A 19,727-nucleotide genomic window follows, 5' to 3' on the forward strand; every position below is an offset into this window, starting at 1 on the left:
TCACTTTTACGCGGCTCGCCGATAGTGAGGAGAATTTACTGAGCGGAGCAGACCATGAGCACGAGCAGCCGTTTTTTCTCCAGCGCCCGCGGGCGGCTGCTTTTCTTCAACCTGCTGGTGGTGGCGGTAACGCTGATGGTGAGCGGCGTGGCGGTGTTCGGCTTTCGTCACGCCAGCCAGCTTCAGGAACAGGTGCAGCAGCAGACCTTAAGCGACATGGGCGGCAGCCTGGCGCTTGCGCGCGATACGGCGAACGTGGCGACGGCGGCGGTGCGCCTCTCAACGGTGGTGGGGGCGCTGGAGTACCAGAGCGAGGCGGCGCGCCTGAAGGCGACCCAGCAGGCGCTGGAGCAGTCGCTGCGTCAGCTGGCCGACGCGCCGCTGGCGCAGCTTGAGCCGAGGCTTGTCGCCAGCATTATTCGCCGCAGCCTTGAACTGCAAAGCAGCGTCACCGGCATGCTGCAACGCGGCCAGCGCCGCCATCTGGAACGCAATGCGCTGCTAAGCTCGCTCTACCAGAACCAGAGCTACCTGCGCCACCTTCAGTCTCTGAACGCGCCCGGCGCCGCGCAGCTTAATGAAATGGACCGGCTGATTGAGGCGGCGATACGCACCCCTTCGCCAAAAGCCACCATTACGCAGTTAACTGACGTCATGGCGGCGCTGCCGGCTCGCGCCGACGACCCGCTGCAGAATGCTATCCTGCTGGACTTTAACCGCGAACTGCGCCGCCTGGCGCCGCTTTCGCAGGCGCTGGAAGAGAGCGATCTGGCGATAAGCTGGCACATGTACCACATCAAGGCGCTGGTCGCCTTTCTTAACGCCGACATCAACCAGTACGTACAGCGAGTGGCACAGGAGTCGCAGGCGCGTACGGCGCAAAGCCACCGCGAGCTGCGCTCCATCATTCTCTTTATTACCGCCTTCGCCCTGCTGGCGCTGGTGATAACCGGCTTTGCGGGTTGGTATATCTACCGCAATCTGGGCACCAGCCTGGCGGCGATTTCGGGCGCGATGGCGCGGCTGGCGCGCGGCGAGCATGACGTCACGGTGCCCGCCCAGCAGCGGCGCGACGAGCTGGGCGAACTGGCGCGGGCGTTTAACGTCTTCGCCCGCAATACCGCTTCGCTGGAACACGCCTCAAGGTTGCTTAAGGAGAAGAGCACCCAGCTTGAGACGACCTTCCATGCCATGCGCGACGGCTTTGCGCTGTTTGATAACCAGGGCGTGCTGGTGGTCTGGAACCCGCAATACCCGGTGCTGCTGGGGCTGGCGGCGGAGAATTTGCAGCGCGGCATGCATTATCAGACGCTGCTGCGCCAGGTTGCGCCGCAGCAGCCTTTACAGCCGGACGATCTCTTGCGTCCGCGCCCAAAGCCGCAGGAGTTCCGGCTGGCGGACGGCCGCATTATCGAACTGCGTTTCAGCCCGGTGCCGGGGCGCGGCATGGTTAACGTGGTGCTGGATCGCACCGAGCGTAAAGGGCTTGAAGAGGCGCTGGCGCACAGCCAGAAAATGAAAGCGGTAGGCCAGCTGACCGGCGGGCTGGCGCACGATTTCAATAACCTGCTGGCGGTGATTATCGGCAGCCTTGAGCTCATTGCGCCGGGCACGCCGGATGCGCCGCGCATCAACCGCGCCTTAAAAGCGGCGGAGCGCGGGGCGCAGCTCACGGCGCGGCTGCTGGCTTTTTCGCGCAAACAATCGTTAAACCCCCGCTCGGTGGCGATGAAAACGCTGCTGGAAAACGTTCAGGAGCTGATTCGCCACTCGCTGCCCGCTTCGATAACGCTTGAGATAGAAGCGCAGCAGCCGGCGTGGCCCGCCTGGATAGATGTAAACCAGCTGGAAAACGCGCTCATCAATCTGGTGATGAACGCCCGCGACGCGATGGAAGGGCGGGAAGGCGTCATTAAGCTGCGTACCTGGAACCAGCGCGTCACGCGCGGCGACGGGCGGCGGCAGGATATGGTGGCGCTGGAGGTCATCGACAGCGGCTGCGGCATGTCGGCGGAGGTAAAAGCGCAGGTCTTCGAGCCCTTTTTCACAACCAAGCCCACCGGCAGCGGCAGCGGGTTGGGGCTTTCTATGGTTTACGGTTTTGTGCGCCAGTCAGGCGGGCGGGTGGAAATTGAGAGCGCGCCGGGTCAGGGCACCACCGTGCGTTTGCAACTGCCGCGCGCGCCCGCGCAGGCGGTGGAGGATAACCGCATCGAAAGCGCCCAGCGCGCCTGGGGCGACGATCGGCTGGCGCTGGTGCTGGAGGATGAGCCAGACGTTCGCCAGACGCTGTGCGAGCAACTTCACCAGCTCGGCTGGCTGACGCTGGAGGCGGGAAACGGCGAGGAGGCGAAGCAGATGCTCGACAGCGTGCCCGATATCCATTTGTTTATCAGCGACCTGATGCTGCCGGGACGCTTCAGCGGGGCGGACGTGATGCATTACGCCCGCGAGCGTTATCCTCACCTGCAACTCCTGCTGATAAGCGGCCAGGATTTGCGCCCGGCTAACCCGCCCCGGCTGCCCGACGTCGCGCTGCTGCGTAAGCCTTTCACCCGCCAGGCGCTGGCGCGGGCGCTGCGTGAGGGCGAGGTGGGATAACGATTTGAGAATCCTCCGCTTCAGAACGCGGCGGGGTTTTAGCAAAGTCACAGGCAGTCAACCGCTGAGACCGACGCTATGAACCGTTCTCTTCTCGCCCTGTTTTTTTGCGCGCTTTCGCTAAGCCCTTTGCATCTGGCGCAGGCCGATAATCTCGACAATATTCTTGATAACACGGTGAATTCTATTTCGCAGGCGATTAACGACGCTTATACGCCTGCCGATGAGCGCTACGACGATCGCCGCCGCGATGACGACGACCGCCGGCACGAAGAGGATTACCGCCGCAGCGATGAAGCGCGCCGCCAGTATGAGGATCGCCGCCGTCAGCTTGAAGACCGCCGTCGCCAGCTGGATGACCGCCAGCGCCAGCTGGATGACGATCGCCGCCAGCTTGAGCGCGAGGAGCGTCGTCTTGAAGAGGAGTATGACCGTTAATTTACGCTGAGCGAGAAGGGGATAACCCAAGCGCCGCGGGAACCGTTGCGTTCAGAATGTCGATAAGTTCGGCGGACATGAACAGATAATCGTCAGGAATATCGAGCACATGCAGCGGCTTATGCTCAATGAGCCGACGCCAGTCGGCGACAAGCCGCTGTTTGTGCTTTTGCTCCATCACGCAAATGACGTCGGCCCATTTGAGAAGCTCTGCTGTGACGACATTTCTGGCATGACGGCTGGTGCCGGCGGAGCGGGCGCAAAGGCCCGGATAACGGCGGAACAGCTGTTCCGCCGTGGGGCTTCGCCATTGATTACGGCTGCAAATAAACAGGACATTCATTAACGAGGCTGTACTCTTCCAGGCCTTCGCGCGCAAGTTGCTTATTGGTGATGCGCGGGTAGGACATTCCCAGTTGCGCCGCGCGGGCAAGCTTGCAGGAACGAAGATAAAGCATCTTCCACTGCTTTTCGCCGCGAAAGCGCTGCAGGGCGGTGTGAACATCACGGGACTGGTTGCGCTGCTTTTGGCTAAGCCGCCAGGCCCGCGTACGGGATTTTTCCATCATTTTCTCTCTGGTCAGATTTATCGGGTTCAGCAGCCGCGATAATACAGAGAGGCTAAGCGGGGCCATTTTAACGCAGCGTGATGAGAAATCACCCCCCTTTTTTTGTTAGTCCAGCGTTATCACCATACCATCAAAGCCCGCTTCGAAGCCCGCAGGCAGCGGGTTGCGCATCATCCAGACGTCGAACTGGTGGCTGATGTGAGTCAACACCACGCGCGGGCAGCGGATCTGCTCGTTAAGCGCAATCACCGTATTGAGATCGCAATGGTTAGCCGGCGTCTGCGGGCGCGGCTCATAGCTGCAGTCGATAACCATCACGTCGGGGCGACTGGCCTGTAAAAACTTCAGCGATTTTTCCGGCAGCCCGGCGGTGTCGGAAAGCCAGGCCACGCGGCTGTGGGCGCTCTCCAGCAGGTAGCCGAACGTCAGTTTAGAATGAATCAGCGGCACCGGCGTCACCTGTAGCCCCTGTAAATCAAAAACCACAAACGGCTCGACGGTGTGACTGAAATCCAGCACTCCGGGGTGTTTGAAAATATCGTCGCAGCCTGCCTCATCGGGCGGGCCGTAGACCGGGATTTTCTCTCCCACGCCCCAGCGCAACGTGAATAACCCCTGCACGTGATCCATATGGTAATGGGTCAGCAGAAACTGGCGAAAGCCGCCCGGTTGCCAGCGCGCCATGATATCCGTCATGCCCGCATCGAGCAGCGTAACCGCCTCATTAAACTTCACCACCGCGCTACAGGGTTGACGGCGATGCTGAGGCTCGGCGCGCGCCCGCTCGCAGGCGGCGCAGCGGCAGCCCCAGACGGGCACCAGCTGCGCGCCGCCCGTGCCGGTCAGGGTTATCGTCAGGCTCATAGCGCCTCCTTACAGCGGTTTGGTGAAGCGAAAATGGCTCTGCGTGTAACCTTCGCGCTGATAAAAACGGTGCGCGTCCACACGCGTTACGTTGGTGGAAAGCTCCGTCATCTCCGCGCCCGCTTCCCGGGCCTGGGCTTCCGCCCAGGCGAGCAACTGGCTGCCCACGCCGAGGCCGCGCGCCTGCGGCATGACCACCAGCTCCTGAATTTCGCCAATCCAGTTCACATGGTGCAGATGAAACTGCAAATGCAGACCAATCATGCCCACCACCTCGCCGTCGCGCTGCGCCAGCTGATAGCGCAGGTTCGGGTCGCTCAGATTGGCCGTAAAGCCGACGGTAAACGCATGGCGATCAAAAACATGCTGCTTTAATTCGCAAATCAGGGCGTAAACGGCGTCGCTGTCTTCCGTTGTCGCGCGGCGAAGTTCACAGACTGGCATAGCGGGGCTCCTGGGAACGGGTTCTCGGACGGGTTAGCAAAGCGTCGACTGACTGTAGCAGAGCGCCGTCCGTTGCACCTGCGCCAGAATGCTTATTAAAGGCTACCAGTATTAGCAGGCTTCCACATGCGCAGCGCGAGGGATGGCCAGCAGGCGGTCGCCGCAGGTGAGGATAAGATCCAGACCGAGCGAAAGGGCATGGGGAAATTCATCAAGCATATGGATAACGCTTTGCGGCAGTTGCGGGGCCACCATGCGCTCTTCGGCGATGCCCGCGCCGGTCAGGCGCAGCATGCGCCCGCCGCTCAGGCTCGCCACCTGCATAATGAGCGTAATGCCGGTCCTGCAGGCGCTGGCGTTGTGCTGTGAAAGCGCCATCAGCGCCTCGGCGTGCAGGGTCTCGTCCGCCACGGCGAACTGGGCTTGCTCAGGCGCATCGCACAGCGGGGCGCCAGTATGAAGACGCAGATTCTGGCGCACCCTGTCGTTAGCGAAAGACGCGGCGAGCCAGACTGGCGTGGCGTCATCGGTAAGCGTCAGTAAAAGGCTGCTGGTGGCGATGCCAAGCGGCTGCCAGCCGAGACTTACCTGTGAAAGCGAAACAATAACGCCCGGCTCGCTCATCGCTTTTAGCAGGCGGCGAAAGCTATGTTGTGCATCATGAAGGGCAGAAGAGGGATCAGTGGTTAGCGTCATGCAGTTTCTCCGCGCATCGGCGCAACGAAAAAAAGCCCGGCGGCGTTGGCCGGGCGACAAAAGGCACACAGAAAGAAAACAGCGGGGCCTGGCTCATTCATGTTCCATCGTGAATTCAATCATGTCGGCGCGGTTAAGGCTGACGGAATACTCCGCCGCCTGCGCGTCGCCCGCGCGGTGGTTGAGCGTGCGCACGCAGAGGATAGGCGACAGATTGGGGATTTCGAGCCAGCGGCTCTCTTTCGCCTGAGCCGGACGGGCGCTGATGCGCGTTCGGGTGCGACGCAGCGCCACGCCAAGGCGTTCCTGAAGAAAATCATGCAGCGAGCCGCTGGCGAACTGCTGTAGCGCCGGCCACCAGCGCAGTTCGGCGAAATAGTGGTCGATTACACAGGTAGCCACGCCGTTCACCCGGCGCAGGGTGCGCAGATGAATAACGTTTTCGCCTTCTGCAACGCCAAGCGCTTCGGCGACGATGGCGGAAGCGGGACGTAGCACCGCCAGCAGCCGCTCGCTGGTGGGATGGCTGCCTTGCTCAAGCAAATTCTGGCTAAAGCGGGTGCGGGCGTTGAGCGGGTAATCGAACGGGCGCATCAGCACCAGCACGCCGACGCCCTGGCGGCGCTGCACCCAGCCGCGATCGACCAGCTCATCAATAGCGCGGCGTAAGGTGTGGCGGTTTACCTGATAGTGGGCGGCAAGCTGGTTTTCCGCGGGCAGATAGTCGCCGCAACGGTAATGGCGCAGCTCCTGCTCAAGCCGGGCGGCAATCTCCTGGTAGCGCGTGGGAAAGCTGGTCGGATGTCTGGATAAGTGCATGGTAAACGGTGCCTCATGGTCGTGCAGGAAAAGACCGGGGCCGCCAGCGAAAATGTCTGGCTCAGCCATAAACGTAGGCTGACCGCAGAAGATGACGATTACGTGAAACTCAGGTTGCAGCGCAGTGAAGAATAACGCTCGCCAGCAAAAAGGGCCGCAGAGCGACCCGCTGAAAGGGTTAGCGGAACACCGCCACCGCGTCGGCAAGCCGCGTCGCCTGGCGCTTCACGGTCGCCGAGGCGTGCGCCCCTTGCTCAACCAGCGTGGCGTTCTGCTGGGTGATGTCATCCAGCTCATCCACGGCGCGGGTAAGCTCATTCAACCCCTGCGCCTGATGGGCGGTGGCATCGCTTATCTGCGCAATCAGGCCGCTGACGTTTTTCACCTGATCGACGATTTCGCGCATGGTCTGGCCCGCCTCCTGAACATGCACCGCGCCGGACTGCACCTTACCGGCGCTGGCCTCTATTAACTGGCGGATATTGCTGGCGGCGGTGGCGCTGCGGCTGGCGAGGCTTCGCACTTCGCCCGCCACCACCGCGAACCCTTTACCCTGTTCGCCTGCGCGGGCGGCTTCAACGGCGGCGTTAAGCGCGAGAATATTGGTCTGGAAGGCAATGCTGTCGATAAGCGTGGTAATACTGTTGATTTCCGCCGTGCTGGCGGCTATCTGGTCCATGGTGGCGATAAGCGTGTGCATCGCCTCGCCGCCATTTTGCGCCGCCATACGGGCGTTGCGGGAGAAGGCGTTTGCTTCCTGCGCGGTTGCGGTATTGCTCTGCACGGTGACCGACATCTGGTTCATGGTCGCGAGCGTCTGCTGAACGTTAACCGCGGTCTGCCGGGTGCGTTCATTGAGTTCCTCATTGCCCTGCGCCAGCCGGTCGCTGCCGTTACGCACGCAGTGAACCTGGCTTGAGACGTCGTTAATCAGCCAGCGGAACATCAACCCCAGTTGGCTGATAGCGCGCAGCATCACGCCGGTTTCATCGGCGCGCTGCATATGCTCCACGCTATGGCTGGCGCCCGTGGCGACGCGCAACGCCTGCCGGCACACTTTCTCCATTGGACGGATGATTTGCGCTTCCAGCCACACCCCCAGCAACAGCGTCGCCAGCGTCTGGCCGCCAAGCAGCAGGCCCGTCAGGTGAAGCGGCAAGTTCGCCCACCAGAGCGCCAGCGCGCTCGCCGCCAGCAGCATCAGCAGCGGCGCGCGAAGCCGCCAGCGCAGCGACAGCGTTCTCAACGGCGCAAGCAGGGCGGCAGGACCGCGGCGCACAAGCAGGCCGCGATGAAAGCGCCAGCCCTTTAACTGACCGGCATTCATCGCCCGGTAAATTCGCTGCGCTTCCTCAATCTCTTCACGGCTGGCTTTGGTGCGAATCGACATAAAGCCCTGCGTCTGGTTATCGCGTACGATCGGAATAGCGTTAGCCCGCACCCAGTAGAAATCGCCGTTTTTGCGACGGTTCTTCACAAGCCCCGTCCAGGGTTCGCCTCTTTTCAGCGTTTCCCACATATCGGCGAAAACCTGTGCGGGCATATCAGGATGGCGTACCACATTGTGCGGCTGTCCGATAAGTTCGTCGCTGTCGAACCCGCTCGCCTCAACAAAGCTGTCATTAGTATAAGTGATATAACTTTGGGTATCGGTGGTCGACATTAATGTCGCGTGGTCGTCGAGAATATATTCTATATCGGTAACGAAGGGTTGCTTGCGCATAATTTCATCCGTTGGAGCTTAATCCATCAATTCTGATCGTTACTTTTATTCTCGGCGGAAAATTACAGCGCTTTAGCCTGGCGGGAAAATTTGTTTTGCACGCGGACGTCTCAGTAAATAAAATGCCATTTCAATTTAAGTGACGCTAATTAAAATTTAAGCAATAATTTAATATGTTGATTATAAAAGATTTTATCCGAAACTGTGTTGCGGGCATTTTTTGGGGCGTGAATAAGAAGTTAGCATAGCTTTAATAATGTTTTTATAAAGCATAAAGAAGAAATAAATTACCTGAAAGACGCGTGATTATGATCGCAAAATTAACCCGATACCGTCAGGATCCTCTTTTTTTATGTGAATGAGTTTCTACAGAAATAGACCAGCTATTGGCGGAAAATAAACAGAAAACGCTGAGGCAGAGGAGGATTTATAGTCAGTTCAGCCCCTTACGTCAGGTTGTTGTACCAGCGGGCTAAAGCGAGCGGGGAAGAGGGCGTACAGGCGCAGCGGAAGGTCGAAAAAGCGCCCTGCGCAAGGCAGGGCGGGGCGTCAGCTTTTTTTCACAAACTCAGATTTAAGCTTCATTGGGCCAAAGCCTTCGATTTTGCAATCAATATTATGGTCGCCTTCCACCAGGCGAATGTTTTTCACCTTTGTGCCAATTTTCAGCATCGAAGAGCTGCCTTTTACCTTGAGATCTTTGATTACGGTAACGCTGTCGCCGTCGGCAAGCAGGTTGCCGTTCGCATCCTTGACGATAAGCGCGTCGCTTTCAGCCGCGGCTTCGCCGGGTTGCCACTCATGGCCGCATTCCGGGCAAACGTACAGGCCGTTATCTTCGTAAGTGTACTCAGACTGGCATTCAGGGCAGTGGGGTAGTGACATAACGTGTCCTCAAAAAAAGAATAAAACTGGCGGTAAAAGCGGCATCGCCAGAGAAAAGTAACAGGCGCCAGGGCGCAAAGGGCGGCAATTATACCGTAATTCCCTGCCTTTTTTGGGTTTATTCTGCGTTAAAAACGCGAATAACGGACAGTGCGTGACACACCCTGTCAAATGCCTGGTTCATGATAGGAATGTCTCGCAGATAAAGAAGGTCGGCGTAGCGTTTTCTTCTCTGCTCAAGAACATATATCGTGATTTATTAGCGCGCAGTGTTATTCTGAGGAGGCTTATCTGAACGGAATTTATTAGCCTTTATACGGCAGACTGGCTTTAGCGTTTTAAAACCGTCTGGTAAAGCGTGGGCGATATATCCTTTTAATCACTTAAAACACGCTATTCTGTATTGCGCGGCAATGCGGAGGGCGTTGTAACGACGGGAAAAACATTCCCGCATTGCTTATATAGCTTAAAGTTTATTTTACCATAGCAATGGTATGGCATTTTATTAACTGGGTTGCACCTGGTGTCGTTGTGATTCGCAAGATATTTTCCTCACGTAATTATAAAAAGCGGTCTCAGATTATTAAAAAGAGAAGACACAAAAGATTAGCCAATTTGTGTTAAGGAAAGATTTTTCATGCACACACAGACATTTTTTGAATTAAGCCAGGAGGCGGAGCGGCTGCTTCAATTCGCGTTGCATAATCTCAACGCCTTAAAGCAGATGCCTTCCGGCATGCAGGAAGACCACACGACGGCGGACGCCGGACGAAGCGCCACCGTTCATCCGCTGCACTTCAGCGCGCGGGGCGTAGAGGCGCAGCAGGAAACATTGCAAAACGAGCTGCGTAAAATTACCCATCAGGAAATGGTGCTGGCGATTGTCGGCACCATGAAAGCGGGGAAATCCACCACCATTAACGCCATTGTCGGCACAGAAGTGTTGCCTAATCGCAATCGACCGATGACTGCGTTGCCAACACTTATTCGCCACACGCCAGGACAGAAAGAGCCGGTGTTGCATTTCTCCCACGTGCGGCCCATCGAGACCTTAATGCAGGCGCTGCAAGAGCGGCTCGCTCATTACCCCCGCGACTTGCTGGCCGGGCAGCTGGAAGTGGATAACGATATGGAAAGCCTGCTGCAGCGTATTATCAGCGGCACCACCTTTGAAAAGCACTACCTCGGCGCGCAGCCTATTTTCCACTGTCTGAAAAGCCTCAACGACCTGGTGCGGCTTTCAGGCGTGCTGGAGGTGCCTTTCCCGTTCAGCGCTTATGCGGCCATTGAGCATATTCCGGTTATCGAAGTGGAGTTCATGCATCTCGCCGGGCTTGAAAAAGGCCACGGGCAACTGACGCTGCTGGACACGCCGGGACCCAACGAGGCCGGGCAGCCTCATCTGCAACGCATGTTGCAGGAGCAGATTTCCCGCGCCTCCGCGGTGCTGGCGGTAATGGATTACACCCAGCTAAAGTCGATTTCCGATGAAGAGGTGCGTCAGGCGCTCGCCTCCGTCAGCAAATCGGTGCCGCTGTTCGCGCTGGTTAATAAATTCGACCAGAAAGATCGCAACAGCGACGATGAAGCGCAGGTGCGCGCGCTGATTGCCGGCACGCTGATGAAAGGCGCTATCGATCCCAGCCACGTTTTCCCGGTGTCGTCGATGTGGGGCTATCTGGCGAACCGCGCCCGGCATGAGCTGGCGTTACGCGGATCGTTACCCGACCATACCGAGCAGCGCTGGGTGCAGGATTTCGCCGAAGCGGCTCTGGGACGCCGCTGGCGCACGGCGGACCTGAGCGATGTGGATCATGTTCATCACGCGGCGAACCTGCTGTGGGAAGATTCGTTGTTCGAACAGCCCATCAAAGCGCTGTTGCACGCCGCCCACGCTAACGCCTCGCTTTATGCCCTGCGTTCCGCCTCGCATAAGTTATTGAACTATGCGCAAAGCGCTGAGGAGTATCTGGCCTTTCGCTGCCAGGGGCTGGAGATTAAAAGCGAGCGGTTGCTGGAGAATATCACCCAGTTGGAAGACGATATCGACCGGCTTGAGCGGTGCCAGGAGAGCGTAAAAGAGGAGGTGCAGCACGAGGTAAAGCTTGCGCTGCAAACCGGGGCGGAGTGCATCGCAGGCCATGAAAAGCAGATCCAGCAAGCCATTCATACCTATTTTCAGACCGGCAAGGTGCCGCCTATCGAGCTGAGCAGCACCATGAGCAAGGCGGTGCCTCGCCGCAGCGATTTTGAGCCAGGCTGCCAGCAGATTGTGCTGGAGGAAGAGGGCGACGCGCGCCTGATGATGCACAGGCTTCGCGCCTCGTGCGAAGTTATCCTGCTCTCCGTTCAGGAGAACCTGACGCGTGAGCTGGCGCTGCATTTTCGCCACCTTGAGAATGCGCTCGGGCGTATTTTGCGCGACGCGATAGCGCCGATTGAAGCGCGCGTGGCGAATGGGCTCAGCCAGGCGGGATTTCGCACGCATATCTCGCTGCCGGTCTTTGAGTCGAGCCAGCTTAACTTCAACGCGCATCAGCTTTTCACCGACGTAATAGAAGAAGCGCGCGCGCCGGTCTCTCAGGCGCGTCGTCAGGGAGGCATGCGCAGCACGATGGCGCGATGGCTTAGCAGCAATGAGTGGCGATGGGAAGAGTACACCATGACCAGCGCCCGCTATGTGATTGATTTACGCAAGCTGCAGGAACGGCTGAGCCAGTACGTCAGCCACTTCTGCACGCAAATCCGCAAAGCGATGAATGCGCAGATTGATATCTCGGTAACGGCGGGGCTGGCGACCTTTTTCGCGGAGTTTCAGCAGGGGTTAACCTCCATTGACGCCAGCCTGCGCCAGAGTCTGATGGCCCGTCAGCAAAGCGAGGCGTCGCTGGCCCAGTTGCGCCAGCAGCTTACGCACTGCGCGACGGCCGCTCATTTTATTCATGAGGATGCAAGACTGTTGCGCGACGACATTCAAACGCTTTTCCTGGCGGAGCAGTAACCATGAGCAGCCTGTTAATGGAAGGCCCGGGGCGGCACGTTAGCTGCCTCGGCATCAAACTGATGGTGGATTTAGCGAAGGGCATTCATCAGACGCGCCCGAGCCGGCTGGCGCCGCACCAGCAGACGATTCGTGAACGTTTGACCGAGGAGCTCATGCATAAAGCGCCGTTGCGTCAGTGGGCGGCGTCAGGTTCGTTGATGCACAACGACGTCCGGCTGCTGCAATGGCTCGATCAACTGGCCGGGCTTTTATCGCCCGGCCATCTGGCGATAAGCCTGGTTGCGGACCGACTTAGCAAACTTCAGGCGCAGGCCAGCAATGACGCCGGGCTGCGCGCCCAGCTGGAAACGCTGAGTACGCAGTTTCAGCAGCGCATGACGCGTCTGGAAACGCAGCGGCAGAAACGCGATTTAACAACGGAGGCGCATCAGCACTGCGAACAGGTGCTTGAGCGCTGGCGCGGCGGGCGCTACAACGCCTGGTCGCCCGCGGGCCGTTGCTATGTCGCGCTGGAAGAGCTGCGCTGGGGCGTCTTTGGCGAGGCCGTGCGGCTGGGAACGGCGGATGAAAGCGAAACGCTGCTGGCGCGGTTGCGCCAGCTTGCCAGCGAGCAACTGGCGGACTCGGTGAACGCGTCCGCGGGCACCCGCCATTTTTATCACCACTGGCTCACCACGCCGCCTGCGCCAGGGCTGATGGATTACAAAGATACGCTGAGCTGGCTTGGCGACTGGAGCGACAGCGAACGCCAGCCTGTCGCCTGGTCCGTCACCCAGACCTGGCAGAGCGTGGCGCTCGGCATGCCGCGCCTCTGCTCCGCCACGCGGCTCGCCAGAGCGATGGTGGATGAGGTTTTTATGGCGTAGGCGCGGCTCAGGCGTCGTTAAGCCACTGAATGAAAAAGTCGCTGAAGGCGCTTACCTGGGCGGGTTGAAAACGGCGCTGAGGATAGACAATCTGCAATCCCACCTGCTTTTCGTCGCGGGCGTTAAACCCGATAAACGCCCCGGCGAAAAGCACATTCAGCCTGCCTTCTTCTACGTCGCGTTTTACGTCCCACCAGGATTTGCCGGCGATGCCGGCGTCCGCCAGTGCCCACTGGCGCAAAAGCGCGCCGTCGCTGCAAACCATATGCGGCGCGACGCGAACGGTCTGTATTTTTCCCTGCTGCTCAAAACGCCATTCGTTAAGGATTTCGCCATGCCGCTCCATCGCAAGACAGCGGTGTTCCGCCAGCGCTTCCGGCGTCGCGGGCGATCCGTATTTCGCCAGATAACCGGGAGAGGCGACCAGCACGCGGTGATTCGGGCCGACAGGGCGCATAGCGAGGCGGCTGTCCGGCAGGTTGCCGAAGCGGATGCTCATGTCGAGGCGGTGCGCTATCAGGTCCACGACCTCTTCGGCGAGCAGCAGCACGCTTTTTACCTGCGGGTGCAACTGTGAAAACGCCAGCAGCGCCGGGGAAAGAAACTGGCGGCCAAAGTCGGAAGGCGATGCGATGCGCAACGTGCCGCTAAGCTCTCCCTCTTTTTGCGACAGCTTCGCCTCCGCCAGGCTGACCTCTTCCAGCACGCGCAAAGCGGCGTGATAAAACTCCTCGCCCGCACGGGTAAGGGCGATAGCGCGCGTGGAACGGTTGAAAAAGCGCGTCTGGTAACGCTCCTCCAGCGCTTTCAGCCGTGCGGTCATGGTGGCAGGGGAGAGATTAAGCCGCCTGCCCGCCGCCGCCAGTCCGCCCGCTTCCACCACCTCCACCAGCAGCGCCATATCCTCAAGCTTGCCCATTATTCCGTTTTCCTGAATAGAGCCTGTTGTTTTGCTGCAATTATCAAAGATGAGCCGGAGAAGTAAAGTCGCTTTATCGCAGACAGAGACAATGAGGAGATCACGATGAGCAGCACAAGAACCCTGATTATTGGCGGCGCGACAGGCATCGGCTTCGCGGTAGCCCAGGCGCTAAGCGAGCGGGAAGGCAGCCTTGTGCTGGCCGGACGAAACGAGGAGAAACTGGCGGCGGCGAAAGCGCGGCTGCATGGCGCGGCGAAAACGCAGACCGTCACGCTGGATGTTGCAAGCGAAGCGCAGGTCGCGCAGCTCGCGCAAACGCTCGGGGCGGTGGATCATATTATCGTGACGGCCGGCTCGCAGGCGCCTGGCGGCGCGCTTTCGCAGGTTGACATCAGCGCGGCGAAGCAGGCCTTCGACACCAAATTTTGGGGCAGCATCGCCGTGGCGCATCATCTCGCCGGGCTTATCCGCCCCGGCGGCTCCCTGACGCTGACCACCGGTTTTCTGGCGCGCCGGGCCGTACCCGGAACGTTTGTAAAAACCGCCATTAACGCCGCGCTGGAGGCGACGGTAAAAGTGCTGGCGCGGGAGCTGGCTCCGCTGCGCGTAAACGCGGTAAGCCCGGGGCTGACCGACACCGAAGCTTACGCCGCCATGACGCCTGAAGCGCGGGAGCAAATGCTGGCGCGTGCCGCCGCAACATTGCCGGCGGGGCGGTTCGGTCGGCCGGAAGATATGGCGCAGGGGTATCTGTTTGTTATCGACAACCCGTTTGTTACCGGCACGGTGGTGGATATTGAGGGCGGGGCGTTAATTAACTAAGGCGTGGCGGCGGACCCCGTCGCCTGTTCACGCTAAGCGAGGGCGGCTTCTGGCGCACATAGCCCACCGCTGTCCTCTATTTCCCTCTCTTTTGCACGCTCACTCTTAACCAAAAAAGAAACCCCGCTTTCGCGGGGCTTCGTATTACCTTTGCAGCGACTGCTCGCTGACCGGCTTCGCCTGCGGCACGCTCTTCGCGACGTGCCTTGCGTACAGCGCCGTAATGATAGGCACAAGGATGGCGGTGACGATTACGCTTGCCGCGACCAGCGCGGTGGCGGAAGCGGCCACGGGCTCAAACGCCGGGTTAATCTGCGCGATGATAACCGGGTTAGCCACCGCCGCGCCCGCGGCCGATGAGGCCGCCACGCCCGCCGTGCCGTTGCCGCCGCCAATCACTTTATCGGCGATAATCAACGGGATGCCGGTGATAATAATGACCGCTACGCCAAGCAGCACGCCGAGCAGGCCAGTATCCATAATGACGCCCAGGTTGATGGTGTTGCCGAGCGCGAAACCAAAGAACGGGATCAACACTGGCGTGGCTTTGCTGAAGAAGGCGCGCAGATCGTGGTCAAGGTTGCCAAGCGTAAAGCCAATCAGGAACGGCAGCACCGCGCCGACAAAGTGGTGCGGTTCAAACGAGGCCAGACCGGCGGAACCCAGAATAACCATGGTCATCAGCGGACCGGATTCCAGCGACATCAGCACGAAGGCGCCAGATTCCTCTTTGGTGCCGTACTGGTTCATCAGGCTGGCGTAGAGACCGCCGTTGGTCATATCCATCGCGGAAACGATAGCCAGCACGGAGAGCCCCGCCAGGAAACCGGTCTGAATGCCGGTATCGGGAATAAACATGGAGGCAATCATCGCCACCACCCACGCCACGGCGATTTTTGTTATTACTAGCGTGCCCGATTTACGTAATACCGTACCGGTGGCGCGTAAATCAATTGACGCGCCGATACAGAAAAACCAGACGGCGAGAATGGGCACCGTGCCGGTAATCATCCCTTTTGTAAACGAACCGAAATAAGCCCCTGTTTCTGGAGCGAAAGTATTTAAAACCGCGCCAAGCAGCAGCGGGATAAGCATCATCCCGCCCGGGATGCGTTCCATTGTGGCCTTAATTTTCATAAAAATACCTCAGCAGTCTGTTCTGCACCGGAGCTAAAAAAGGGTAAAGCGACCCCGCGATGAAAGTTTTTGTTTTTCATCGTCTTATCTGTATTTTCTGGCAGGCCCTTCACTGCGTTGACGCAGCGGCGGGCGTAACGTGTGGCAATCAGAAAACGCGTTTTTGTCGCTGGGTTATCCTGTTCATTAACTAACTGGTGCTACTATCCTCTGTATGGAATATTGATTCAATAGTAATGAAACACTGTTTTAGTTATCTTGGTCACATTATTGATGGCGCGGTTTGTTACCATGAATGACAGTGAAAATTAATGTAAAAACCTTGTTATTTATTGTTTTGAACATTGAGTGTTAATAATCACCTGGGTTATTTCTTAAGGCCCGGAAAAAACAGATTGAGGAGCCAGAATGGACGTTCGCCAGAGCATTCATAGCGATCACGCAAAAACCCTGGATACGGCCGGGTTACGCAAAGAATTTTTGATTGAAAAAATTTTTATCGCTGACGACTACACCATGACCTACAGCCACATCGACCGCATCATCGTGGGCGGCGTTATGCCGGTAAGCCGCACCGTAAGCGTAGGCGGCGAAGTGGGTAAACAGTTGGGCGTCAGCTATTTCCTGGAGCGCCGCGAGCTGGGCGTTATTAACATCGGCGGCGCGGGCATCATCACCGTTGACGGCACGCGTTATGAAATGAACCCGCGCGACGGGCTTTATGTGGGCAAAGGGGCGAAAGAGGTGGTGTTTGAGAGCGTGGACGCCGCGACGCCTGCGCGCTTCTACTATAACTGCGCCCCTGCGCATACTACTTTCCCGACCAAACGCGTGACGCCAGCCGACGTTTCGCCGGTTACGCTTGGCGACGATGTCACCAGCAACCGCCGCACCATCAATAAATATTTCATTCCGGACGTGCTGGAAACCTGCCAGCTCAGCATGGGCCTGACTGAACTGGCGCCGGGCAACCTGTGGAATACCATGCCGTGCCATACCCACGAGCGCCGCATGGAGGTCTATTTCTACTTTGGGCTGGAAGAGAACAGCTGCGTGTTCCACATGATGGGGCAGCCGCAGGAGACGCGGCATATCGTGGTGCAAAATGAACAAGCGGTGATTTCGCCGAGCTGGTCGATTCACTCCGGCGTCGGCACCCGCGCTTATACCTTTATCTGGGGCATGGTGGGAGAAAACCAGGTCTTTGACGATATGGACCACGTCGCGATTAAAGATCTGCGTTAACTTGCTGTCTGGTTTAAGCCAGCCCTTAAGCCGCCGGAATAAAAAAGCCCCCGTTTTTCGGGGGCTTTTTTTATCGCTTAAAGACCGAGTTCGTCAAAATCGGAAGCGCTATGGCGCTCGTGGAGCTGCTTATCGCCCCAGGTGCGGTTAACAATGCTGCCGCGCTGCACCGCCGGGCGCTCTGCTATCGCCTTCGCCCAGCGCATCACGTTGTGATAAGAGTCCGCTTGCAGGAACTCGCTCGAGTCATACAGGCCGGCAAGGATAAGGTTGCCATACCACGGCCAGATGGCGATATCGGCAATGCTGTACTCATCGCCTGCGATGAACTCGTGCTCCGCCAGCTGGCGGTCCAGCACGTCGAGCTGACGCTTGGCTTCCATGGTGAAACGGTTGATGGCGTACTCAATTTTCACCGGGGCGTAATGATAGAAATGGCCAAAGCCGCCGCCGAGGTAAGGGGCGGAGCCTTGCAGCCAGAAGAGCCAGTTCAGCGCTTCGGTGCGTCCGGCCAGGGTTTTCGGCAACAGCTGACCGAACTTCTCCGCCAGATAAAGCAGAATGTGGCCCGACTCAAAAACGCGGATCGGCGTGCCGGTGGAGTAGTCCAGCAGCGCCGGGATTTTTGAGTTGGGGTTGACCGCCACAAAACCGCTGGAGAACTGGTCGCCTTCGCCGATGCGAATCAGGTGCGCGTCATACTCCGCGCCGCTTTCGCCAAGCGCCAGCAACTCTTCCAGCATAATCGTCACCTTCTGGCCGTTGGGCGTGCCAAGAGAGTAGAGCTGGAGCGGGTGTTTGCCCACCGGCAGATCTTGTTCATGGGTGGGGCCAGCGATAGGACGGTTGATTTTCGACCAGGAGCCGCCATCCTGCGAGTTCCAGGTCCAGACTTTCGGGGGCTGATAATCATTTTCCGACATAGTAGATCCGCCTTAAGTGATGGGTGGGAGTTTTGCGTTTCTGGAGTGTAGCAGCAGGGCGTAAAGAAAAGTGTTAGCAACTCGTGGCGTTAAAAAATGACAAAGCCCCGGGCGGGGCTTTGTTCAACATCATCAGGCGATGACCTGCCGCAGGGCGGAGGCTGGCGCTGCTGCGCTGTTTTCACTCGCAGCCCGCGGCGCGAGCGTAAATACGCGGGTGCTGCCCGTGAGTTCGGTGACCTGTTCCGTCATGGCGTCGGCGGAAGTGGCGAGCTCCTCCACCATTGACGCGTTGCTCTGGGTCACCCGATCCAGTTCGGCGATGGCCTGGTTTATCTGCTCAATGCCGCGCTGCTGCTCCTGTGTGGCGTTGGTCACCTCGTCCATCAGATCGCGAACATGCGTAATGGTGGTGATGATTTCCGACATCGACTGCCCGGCCTGCGTCACCAGCCGCGATCCTTCGCCCATTTTATCGGTGGTGCGGTCGATAAGCTGTTTGATGTTTCTTGCCGCCTCTGAACTGCGGTGCGCCAGGCTTCGCACTTCGCCCGCCACGACCGCAAAACCCTTGCCGTGTTCGCCCGCCCGGGCCGCCTCTACCGCCGCGTTCAGCGCCAGGATATTGGTCTGGAAGGCGATGCCTTCGATAAGCGTAATAATTTCCGTCATTTGATCGGCGCTGCCGGCGATATCGCGCATGGTGCCGGAAACCTGATTCATCACGTCGCCGCCCTGGCGCGCGCGGGTGGCGGCGTCGCCCGCCATCGCTTTCGCCTGGCGGGTGTTTTCGGCGTTATTGCGCACCGTGGAAGTTATCTCTTCCATACTGGCGGCCGTTTCGATCAGCGCGGCGGATTGCTGCTCGGTGCGGGCGGAAAGCTCGCGGTTGCCCGAGGCGATTTCCGCCGAGTGGTTAAGCACCGTTTCGGCGGAGTGGCGAATCGCGGAGATAAGCTTGCGCAGCTCTTCCTGCATCATCGCCAGCGAACTCATAATGTTGGCGCGGCCATTGTTCTCGATAGGGTGGCTTAAATCGCCCGCCGCGATGATAGCGGCGACGGCCTGCGCGCGGGCGGGTTCGCCGCCTAACTGACGCACCAGATTGGTGGTGAGCTTCCAGGCTATCAGCATGGAAACCAGCAGCGCGAGGGCTACCAGCGAGAGCTGTACGGTGCGGGCGGTGGTGAAGGTATTTTCGGTCTGGCGGGTATCGGCGTCGGCTACGGCGATTTCGCGGTTCTCAAGCGATAATAAATCCGCCATTAACTGCGTGCGATACTGCCGGGAATTGTCACCGCTAATCTGGCTCGCGCGGGTGATATCTTCCTGCTGCAACGCCTCCAGCACCGCATTATTTGAAGCGGCGAACGCCTGGAAATTATCAACGACGCGTTTAACCAGCGGCTCCGCTTTTTTATTTTCCGCCAGCGCCAGGTAACTGTTTTGCGCGTGCAGAAAATTCGCTATCGCCTGGTTGAGTTCGACCCGGTGTTTATCCCGCTCCTGACGGGTTGCGGAGGCTATCATTTGCACCTGTTGCAGGCGCAGTTCAGAGAGGACGCCGCGCATCTCCAGCGTGTATTTTACCGCCGGCACGCTCTGCATCAGCAATGACTGCGCCTGCCTGTTGCTTTGGTTTAAATAAAACAGCGAGACGATCCCCATCACCAGGACAAAAAGAACAAGGGTGGCGAAACTCATTATTATTTTTTGGGTAAAGGTAATTTTTTTCATTTTTTAGCGCCATAGCATGTGTGTAGTCGATG

At 58.6% G+C, this 19,727-nt stretch carries 18 protein-coding genes; 6 read left to right on the forward strand and 12 right to left on the reverse strand.

What is annotated here, in order from left to right:
* The first annotated feature begins 54 nt into the window (after positions 1-54).
* Both ACU4F7_RS01975 and yjdP read left to right on the forward strand, forming a co-directional pair.
* Positions 55-2,601 carry an ATP-binding protein gene (locus ACU4F7_RS01975; protein WP_481637924.1) on the forward strand — a complete coding sequence of 849 codons (2,547 nt, stop codon included), beginning with the start codon at positions 55-57 and terminating at the stop codon, positions 2,599-2,601.
* Positions 2,602-2,679: 78 nt separating this feature from the next.
* On the forward strand, positions 2,680-3,039 hold the full coding sequence (gene yjdP, locus ACU4F7_RS01980) for a DDRRRQL repeat protein YjdP (RefSeq protein WP_481637925.1): 360 nt from the start codon (positions 2,680-2,682) through the stop codon (positions 3,037-3,039).
* A 1-nt stretch (position 3,040) separates the two neighbouring features.
* On the opposite strand, the gene ACU4F7_RS01985 is transcribed toward yjdP, so the two are convergent.
* From ACU4F7_RS01985 to ACU4F7_RS02020, 8 genes are all read right to left on the reverse strand, one after another.
* Positions 3,041-3,382, reverse strand: a complete 342-nt coding sequence (locus ACU4F7_RS01985) for a low molecular weight protein tyrosine phosphatase family protein (protein WP_024557271.1) — start codon at positions 3,380-3,382, stop codon at positions 3,041-3,043.
* Complete coding sequence (locus tag ACU4F7_RS01990) at positions 3,354-3,608, reverse strand: hypothetical protein (RefSeq protein WP_229701884.1); 255 nt, start codon at positions 3,606-3,608, stop codon at positions 3,354-3,356. Before ACU4F7_RS01990 ends, ACU4F7_RS01985 begins: the two co-directional genes overlap by 29 nt.
* A gap of 105 nt (positions 3,609-3,713) precedes the next feature.
* Positions 3,714-4,472, reverse strand: a complete 759-nt coding sequence (gene phnP / locus ACU4F7_RS01995) for a phosphonate metabolism protein PhnP (protein ID WP_481637926.1) — start codon at positions 4,470-4,472, stop codon at positions 3,714-3,716.
* A gap of 9 nt (positions 4,473-4,481) precedes the next feature.
* The gene (gene phnO, locus ACU4F7_RS02000) at positions 4,482-4,916 is read right to left on the reverse strand and encodes an aminoalkylphosphonate N-acetyltransferase (protein ID WP_029593123.1); all 435 of its coding nucleotides are present in this window, start codon (positions 4,914-4,916) and stop codon (positions 4,482-4,484) included.
* Positions 4,917-5,027: 111 nt separating this feature from the next.
* Positions 5,028-5,612: a phosphonate C-P lyase system protein PhnH gene (phnH, locus tag ACU4F7_RS02005; protein WP_481637927.1), complete on the reverse strand. Its 585-nt coding sequence runs from the start codon at positions 5,610-5,612 to the stop codon at positions 5,028-5,030.
* A gap of 93 nt (positions 5,613-5,705) precedes the next feature.
* Positions 5,706-6,431 carry a phosphonate metabolism transcriptional regulator PhnF gene (phnF, locus tag ACU4F7_RS02010; protein ID WP_029593120.1) on the reverse strand — a complete coding sequence of 242 codons (726 nt, stop codon included), beginning with the start codon at positions 6,429-6,431 and terminating at the stop codon, positions 5,706-5,708.
* Between the two features lie 178 nt (positions 6,432-6,609).
* A complete protein-coding gene (locus tag ACU4F7_RS02015; RefSeq protein ID WP_481637928.1) occupies positions 6,610-8,154 on the reverse strand; it encodes a methyl-accepting chemotaxis protein in 1,545 nt (514 codons plus the stop codon).
* Between the two features lie 549 nt (positions 8,155-8,703).
* Positions 8,704-9,039 (reverse strand): zinc ribbon domain-containing protein YjdM, encoded by a 336-nt coding sequence (locus tag ACU4F7_RS02020; RefSeq protein WP_024557264.1) that lies wholly within the window; start codon positions 9,037-9,039, stop codon positions 8,704-8,706.
* A gap of 637 nt (positions 9,040-9,676) precedes the next feature.
* Between ACU4F7_RS02020 and crfC the strand changes: the two genes are divergently transcribed.
* The gene (gene crfC / locus ACU4F7_RS02025) at positions 9,677-12,040 is read left to right on the forward strand and encodes a clamp-binding protein CrfC (protein ID WP_029593118.1); all 2,364 of its coding nucleotides are present in this window, start codon (positions 9,677-9,679) and stop codon (positions 12,038-12,040) included.
* A gap of 2 nt (positions 12,041-12,042) precedes the next feature.
* Entirely contained in the window at positions 12,043-12,909 is an 867-nt protein-coding gene (locus ACU4F7_RS02030) for a diguanylate cyclase regulator RdcB family protein (protein WP_481637929.1), read from the forward strand.
* Positions 12,910-12,916: 7 nt separating this feature from the next.
* On the opposite strand, the gene ACU4F7_RS02035 is transcribed toward ACU4F7_RS02030, so the two are convergent.
* Positions 12,917-13,828 (reverse strand): LysR family transcriptional regulator, encoded by a 912-nt coding sequence (locus ACU4F7_RS02035; RefSeq protein WP_481637930.1) that lies wholly within the window; start codon positions 13,826-13,828, stop codon positions 12,917-12,919.
* A gap of 105 nt (positions 13,829-13,933) precedes the next feature.
* Here ACU4F7_RS02035 and ACU4F7_RS02040 point away from each other — a divergent pair, with 105 nt between their 5' ends.
* On the forward strand, positions 13,934-14,653 hold the full coding sequence (locus ACU4F7_RS02040; RefSeq protein ID WP_200922780.1) for an SDR family oxidoreductase: 720 nt from the start codon (positions 13,934-13,936) through the stop codon (positions 14,651-14,653).
* Positions 14,654-14,797: 144 nt separating this feature from the next.
* Here the strand turns inward: ACU4F7_RS02040 and kdgT are convergent, their stop codons facing one another.
* Positions 14,798-15,790: a 2-keto-3-deoxygluconate transporter gene (gene kdgT, locus ACU4F7_RS02045; RefSeq protein WP_024557259.1), complete on the reverse strand. Its 993-nt coding sequence runs from the start codon at positions 15,788-15,790 to the stop codon at positions 14,798-14,800.
* 408 nt (positions 15,791-16,198) lie between these two features.
* Here kdgT and kduI point away from each other — a divergent pair, with 408 nt between their 5' ends.
* Entirely contained in the window at positions 16,199-17,035 is an 837-nt protein-coding gene (gene kduI / locus ACU4F7_RS02050; RefSeq protein ID WP_481637931.1) for a 5-dehydro-4-deoxy-D-glucuronate isomerase, read from the forward strand.
* 77 nt (positions 17,036-17,112) lie between these two features.
* Here the strand turns inward: kduI and yghU are convergent, their stop codons facing one another.
* On the reverse strand, positions 17,113-17,958 hold the full coding sequence (gene yghU, locus ACU4F7_RS02055) for a glutathione-dependent disulfide-bond oxidoreductase (RefSeq protein WP_029593113.1): 846 nt from the start codon (positions 17,956-17,958) through the stop codon (positions 17,113-17,115).
* A 132-nt stretch (positions 17,959-18,090) separates the two neighbouring features.
* Positions 18,091-19,662, reverse strand: coding sequence for a methyl-accepting chemotaxis protein (locus ACU4F7_RS02060; protein ID WP_235470232.1), 1,572 nt, complete (start codon positions 19,660-19,662; stop codon positions 18,091-18,093).
* Between the last annotated feature and the right edge of the window lie 65 nt (positions 19,663-19,727).

The organism is Franconibacter pulveris (genome assembly GCF_056780215.1).

Bases quoted from the DNA above. Each gene is read 5' to 3' on its own strand.
- ACU4F7_RS01975 (WP_481637924.1), top strand. From the start codon at position 55: ATGAGCACGAGCAGCCGTTTTTTCTCCAGCGCCCGCGGGCGGCTGCTT.
- yjdP (WP_481637925.1), top strand. From the start codon at position 2,680: ATGAACCGTTCTCTTCTCGCCCTGTTTTTTTGCGCGCTTTCGCTAAGC.
- ACU4F7_RS01985 (WP_024557271.1), bottom strand. From the start codon at position 3,382: ATGAATGTCCTGTTTATTTGCAGCCGTAATCAATGGCGAAGCCCCACG.
- ACU4F7_RS01990 (WP_229701884.1), bottom strand. From the start codon at position 3,608: ATGATGGAAAAATCCCGTACGCGGGCCTGGCGGCTTAGCCAAAAGCAG.
- phnP (WP_481637926.1), bottom strand. From the start codon at position 4,472: ATGAGCCTGACGATAACCCTGACCGGCACGGGCGGCGCGCAGCTGGTG.
- phnO (WP_029593123.1), bottom strand. From the start codon at position 4,916: ATGCCAGTCTGTGAACTTCGCCGCGCGACAACGGAAGACAGCGACGCC.
- phnH (WP_481637927.1), bottom strand. From the start codon at position 5,612: ATGACGCTAACCACTGATCCCTCTTCTGCCCTTCATGATGCACAACAT.
- phnF (WP_029593120.1), bottom strand. From the start codon at position 6,431: ATGCACTTATCCAGACATCCGACCAGCTTTCCCACGCGCTACCAGGAG.
- ACU4F7_RS02015 (WP_481637928.1), bottom strand. From the start codon at position 8,154: ATGCGCAAGCAACCCTTCGTTACCGATATAGAATATATTCTCGACGAC.
- ACU4F7_RS02020 (WP_024557264.1), bottom strand. From the start codon at position 9,039: ATGTCACTACCCCACTGCCCTGAATGCCAGTCTGAGTACACTTACGAA.
- crfC (WP_029593118.1), top strand. From the start codon at position 9,677: ATGCACACACAGACATTTTTTGAATTAAGCCAGGAGGCGGAGCGGCTG.
- ACU4F7_RS02030 (WP_481637929.1), top strand. From the start codon at position 12,043: ATGAGCAGCCTGTTAATGGAAGGCCCGGGGCGGCACGTTAGCTGCCTC.
- ACU4F7_RS02035 (WP_481637930.1), bottom strand. From the start codon at position 13,828: ATGGGCAAGCTTGAGGATATGGCGCTGCTGGTGGAGGTGGTGGAAGCG.
- ACU4F7_RS02040 (WP_200922780.1), top strand. From the start codon at position 13,934: ATGAGCAGCACAAGAACCCTGATTATTGGCGGCGCGACAGGCATCGGC.
- kdgT (WP_024557259.1), bottom strand. From the start codon at position 15,790: ATGAAAATTAAGGCCACAATGGAACGCATCCCGGGCGGGATGATGCTT.
- kduI (WP_481637931.1), top strand. From the start codon at position 16,199: ATGGACGTTCGCCAGAGCATTCATAGCGATCACGCAAAAACCCTGGAT.
- yghU (WP_029593113.1), bottom strand. From the start codon at position 17,958: ATGTCGGAAAATGATTATCAGCCCCCGAAAGTCTGGACCTGGAACTCG.
- ACU4F7_RS02060 (WP_235470232.1), bottom strand. From the start codon at position 19,662: ATGAGTTTCGCCACCCTTGTTCTTTTTGTCCTGGTGATGGGGATCGTC.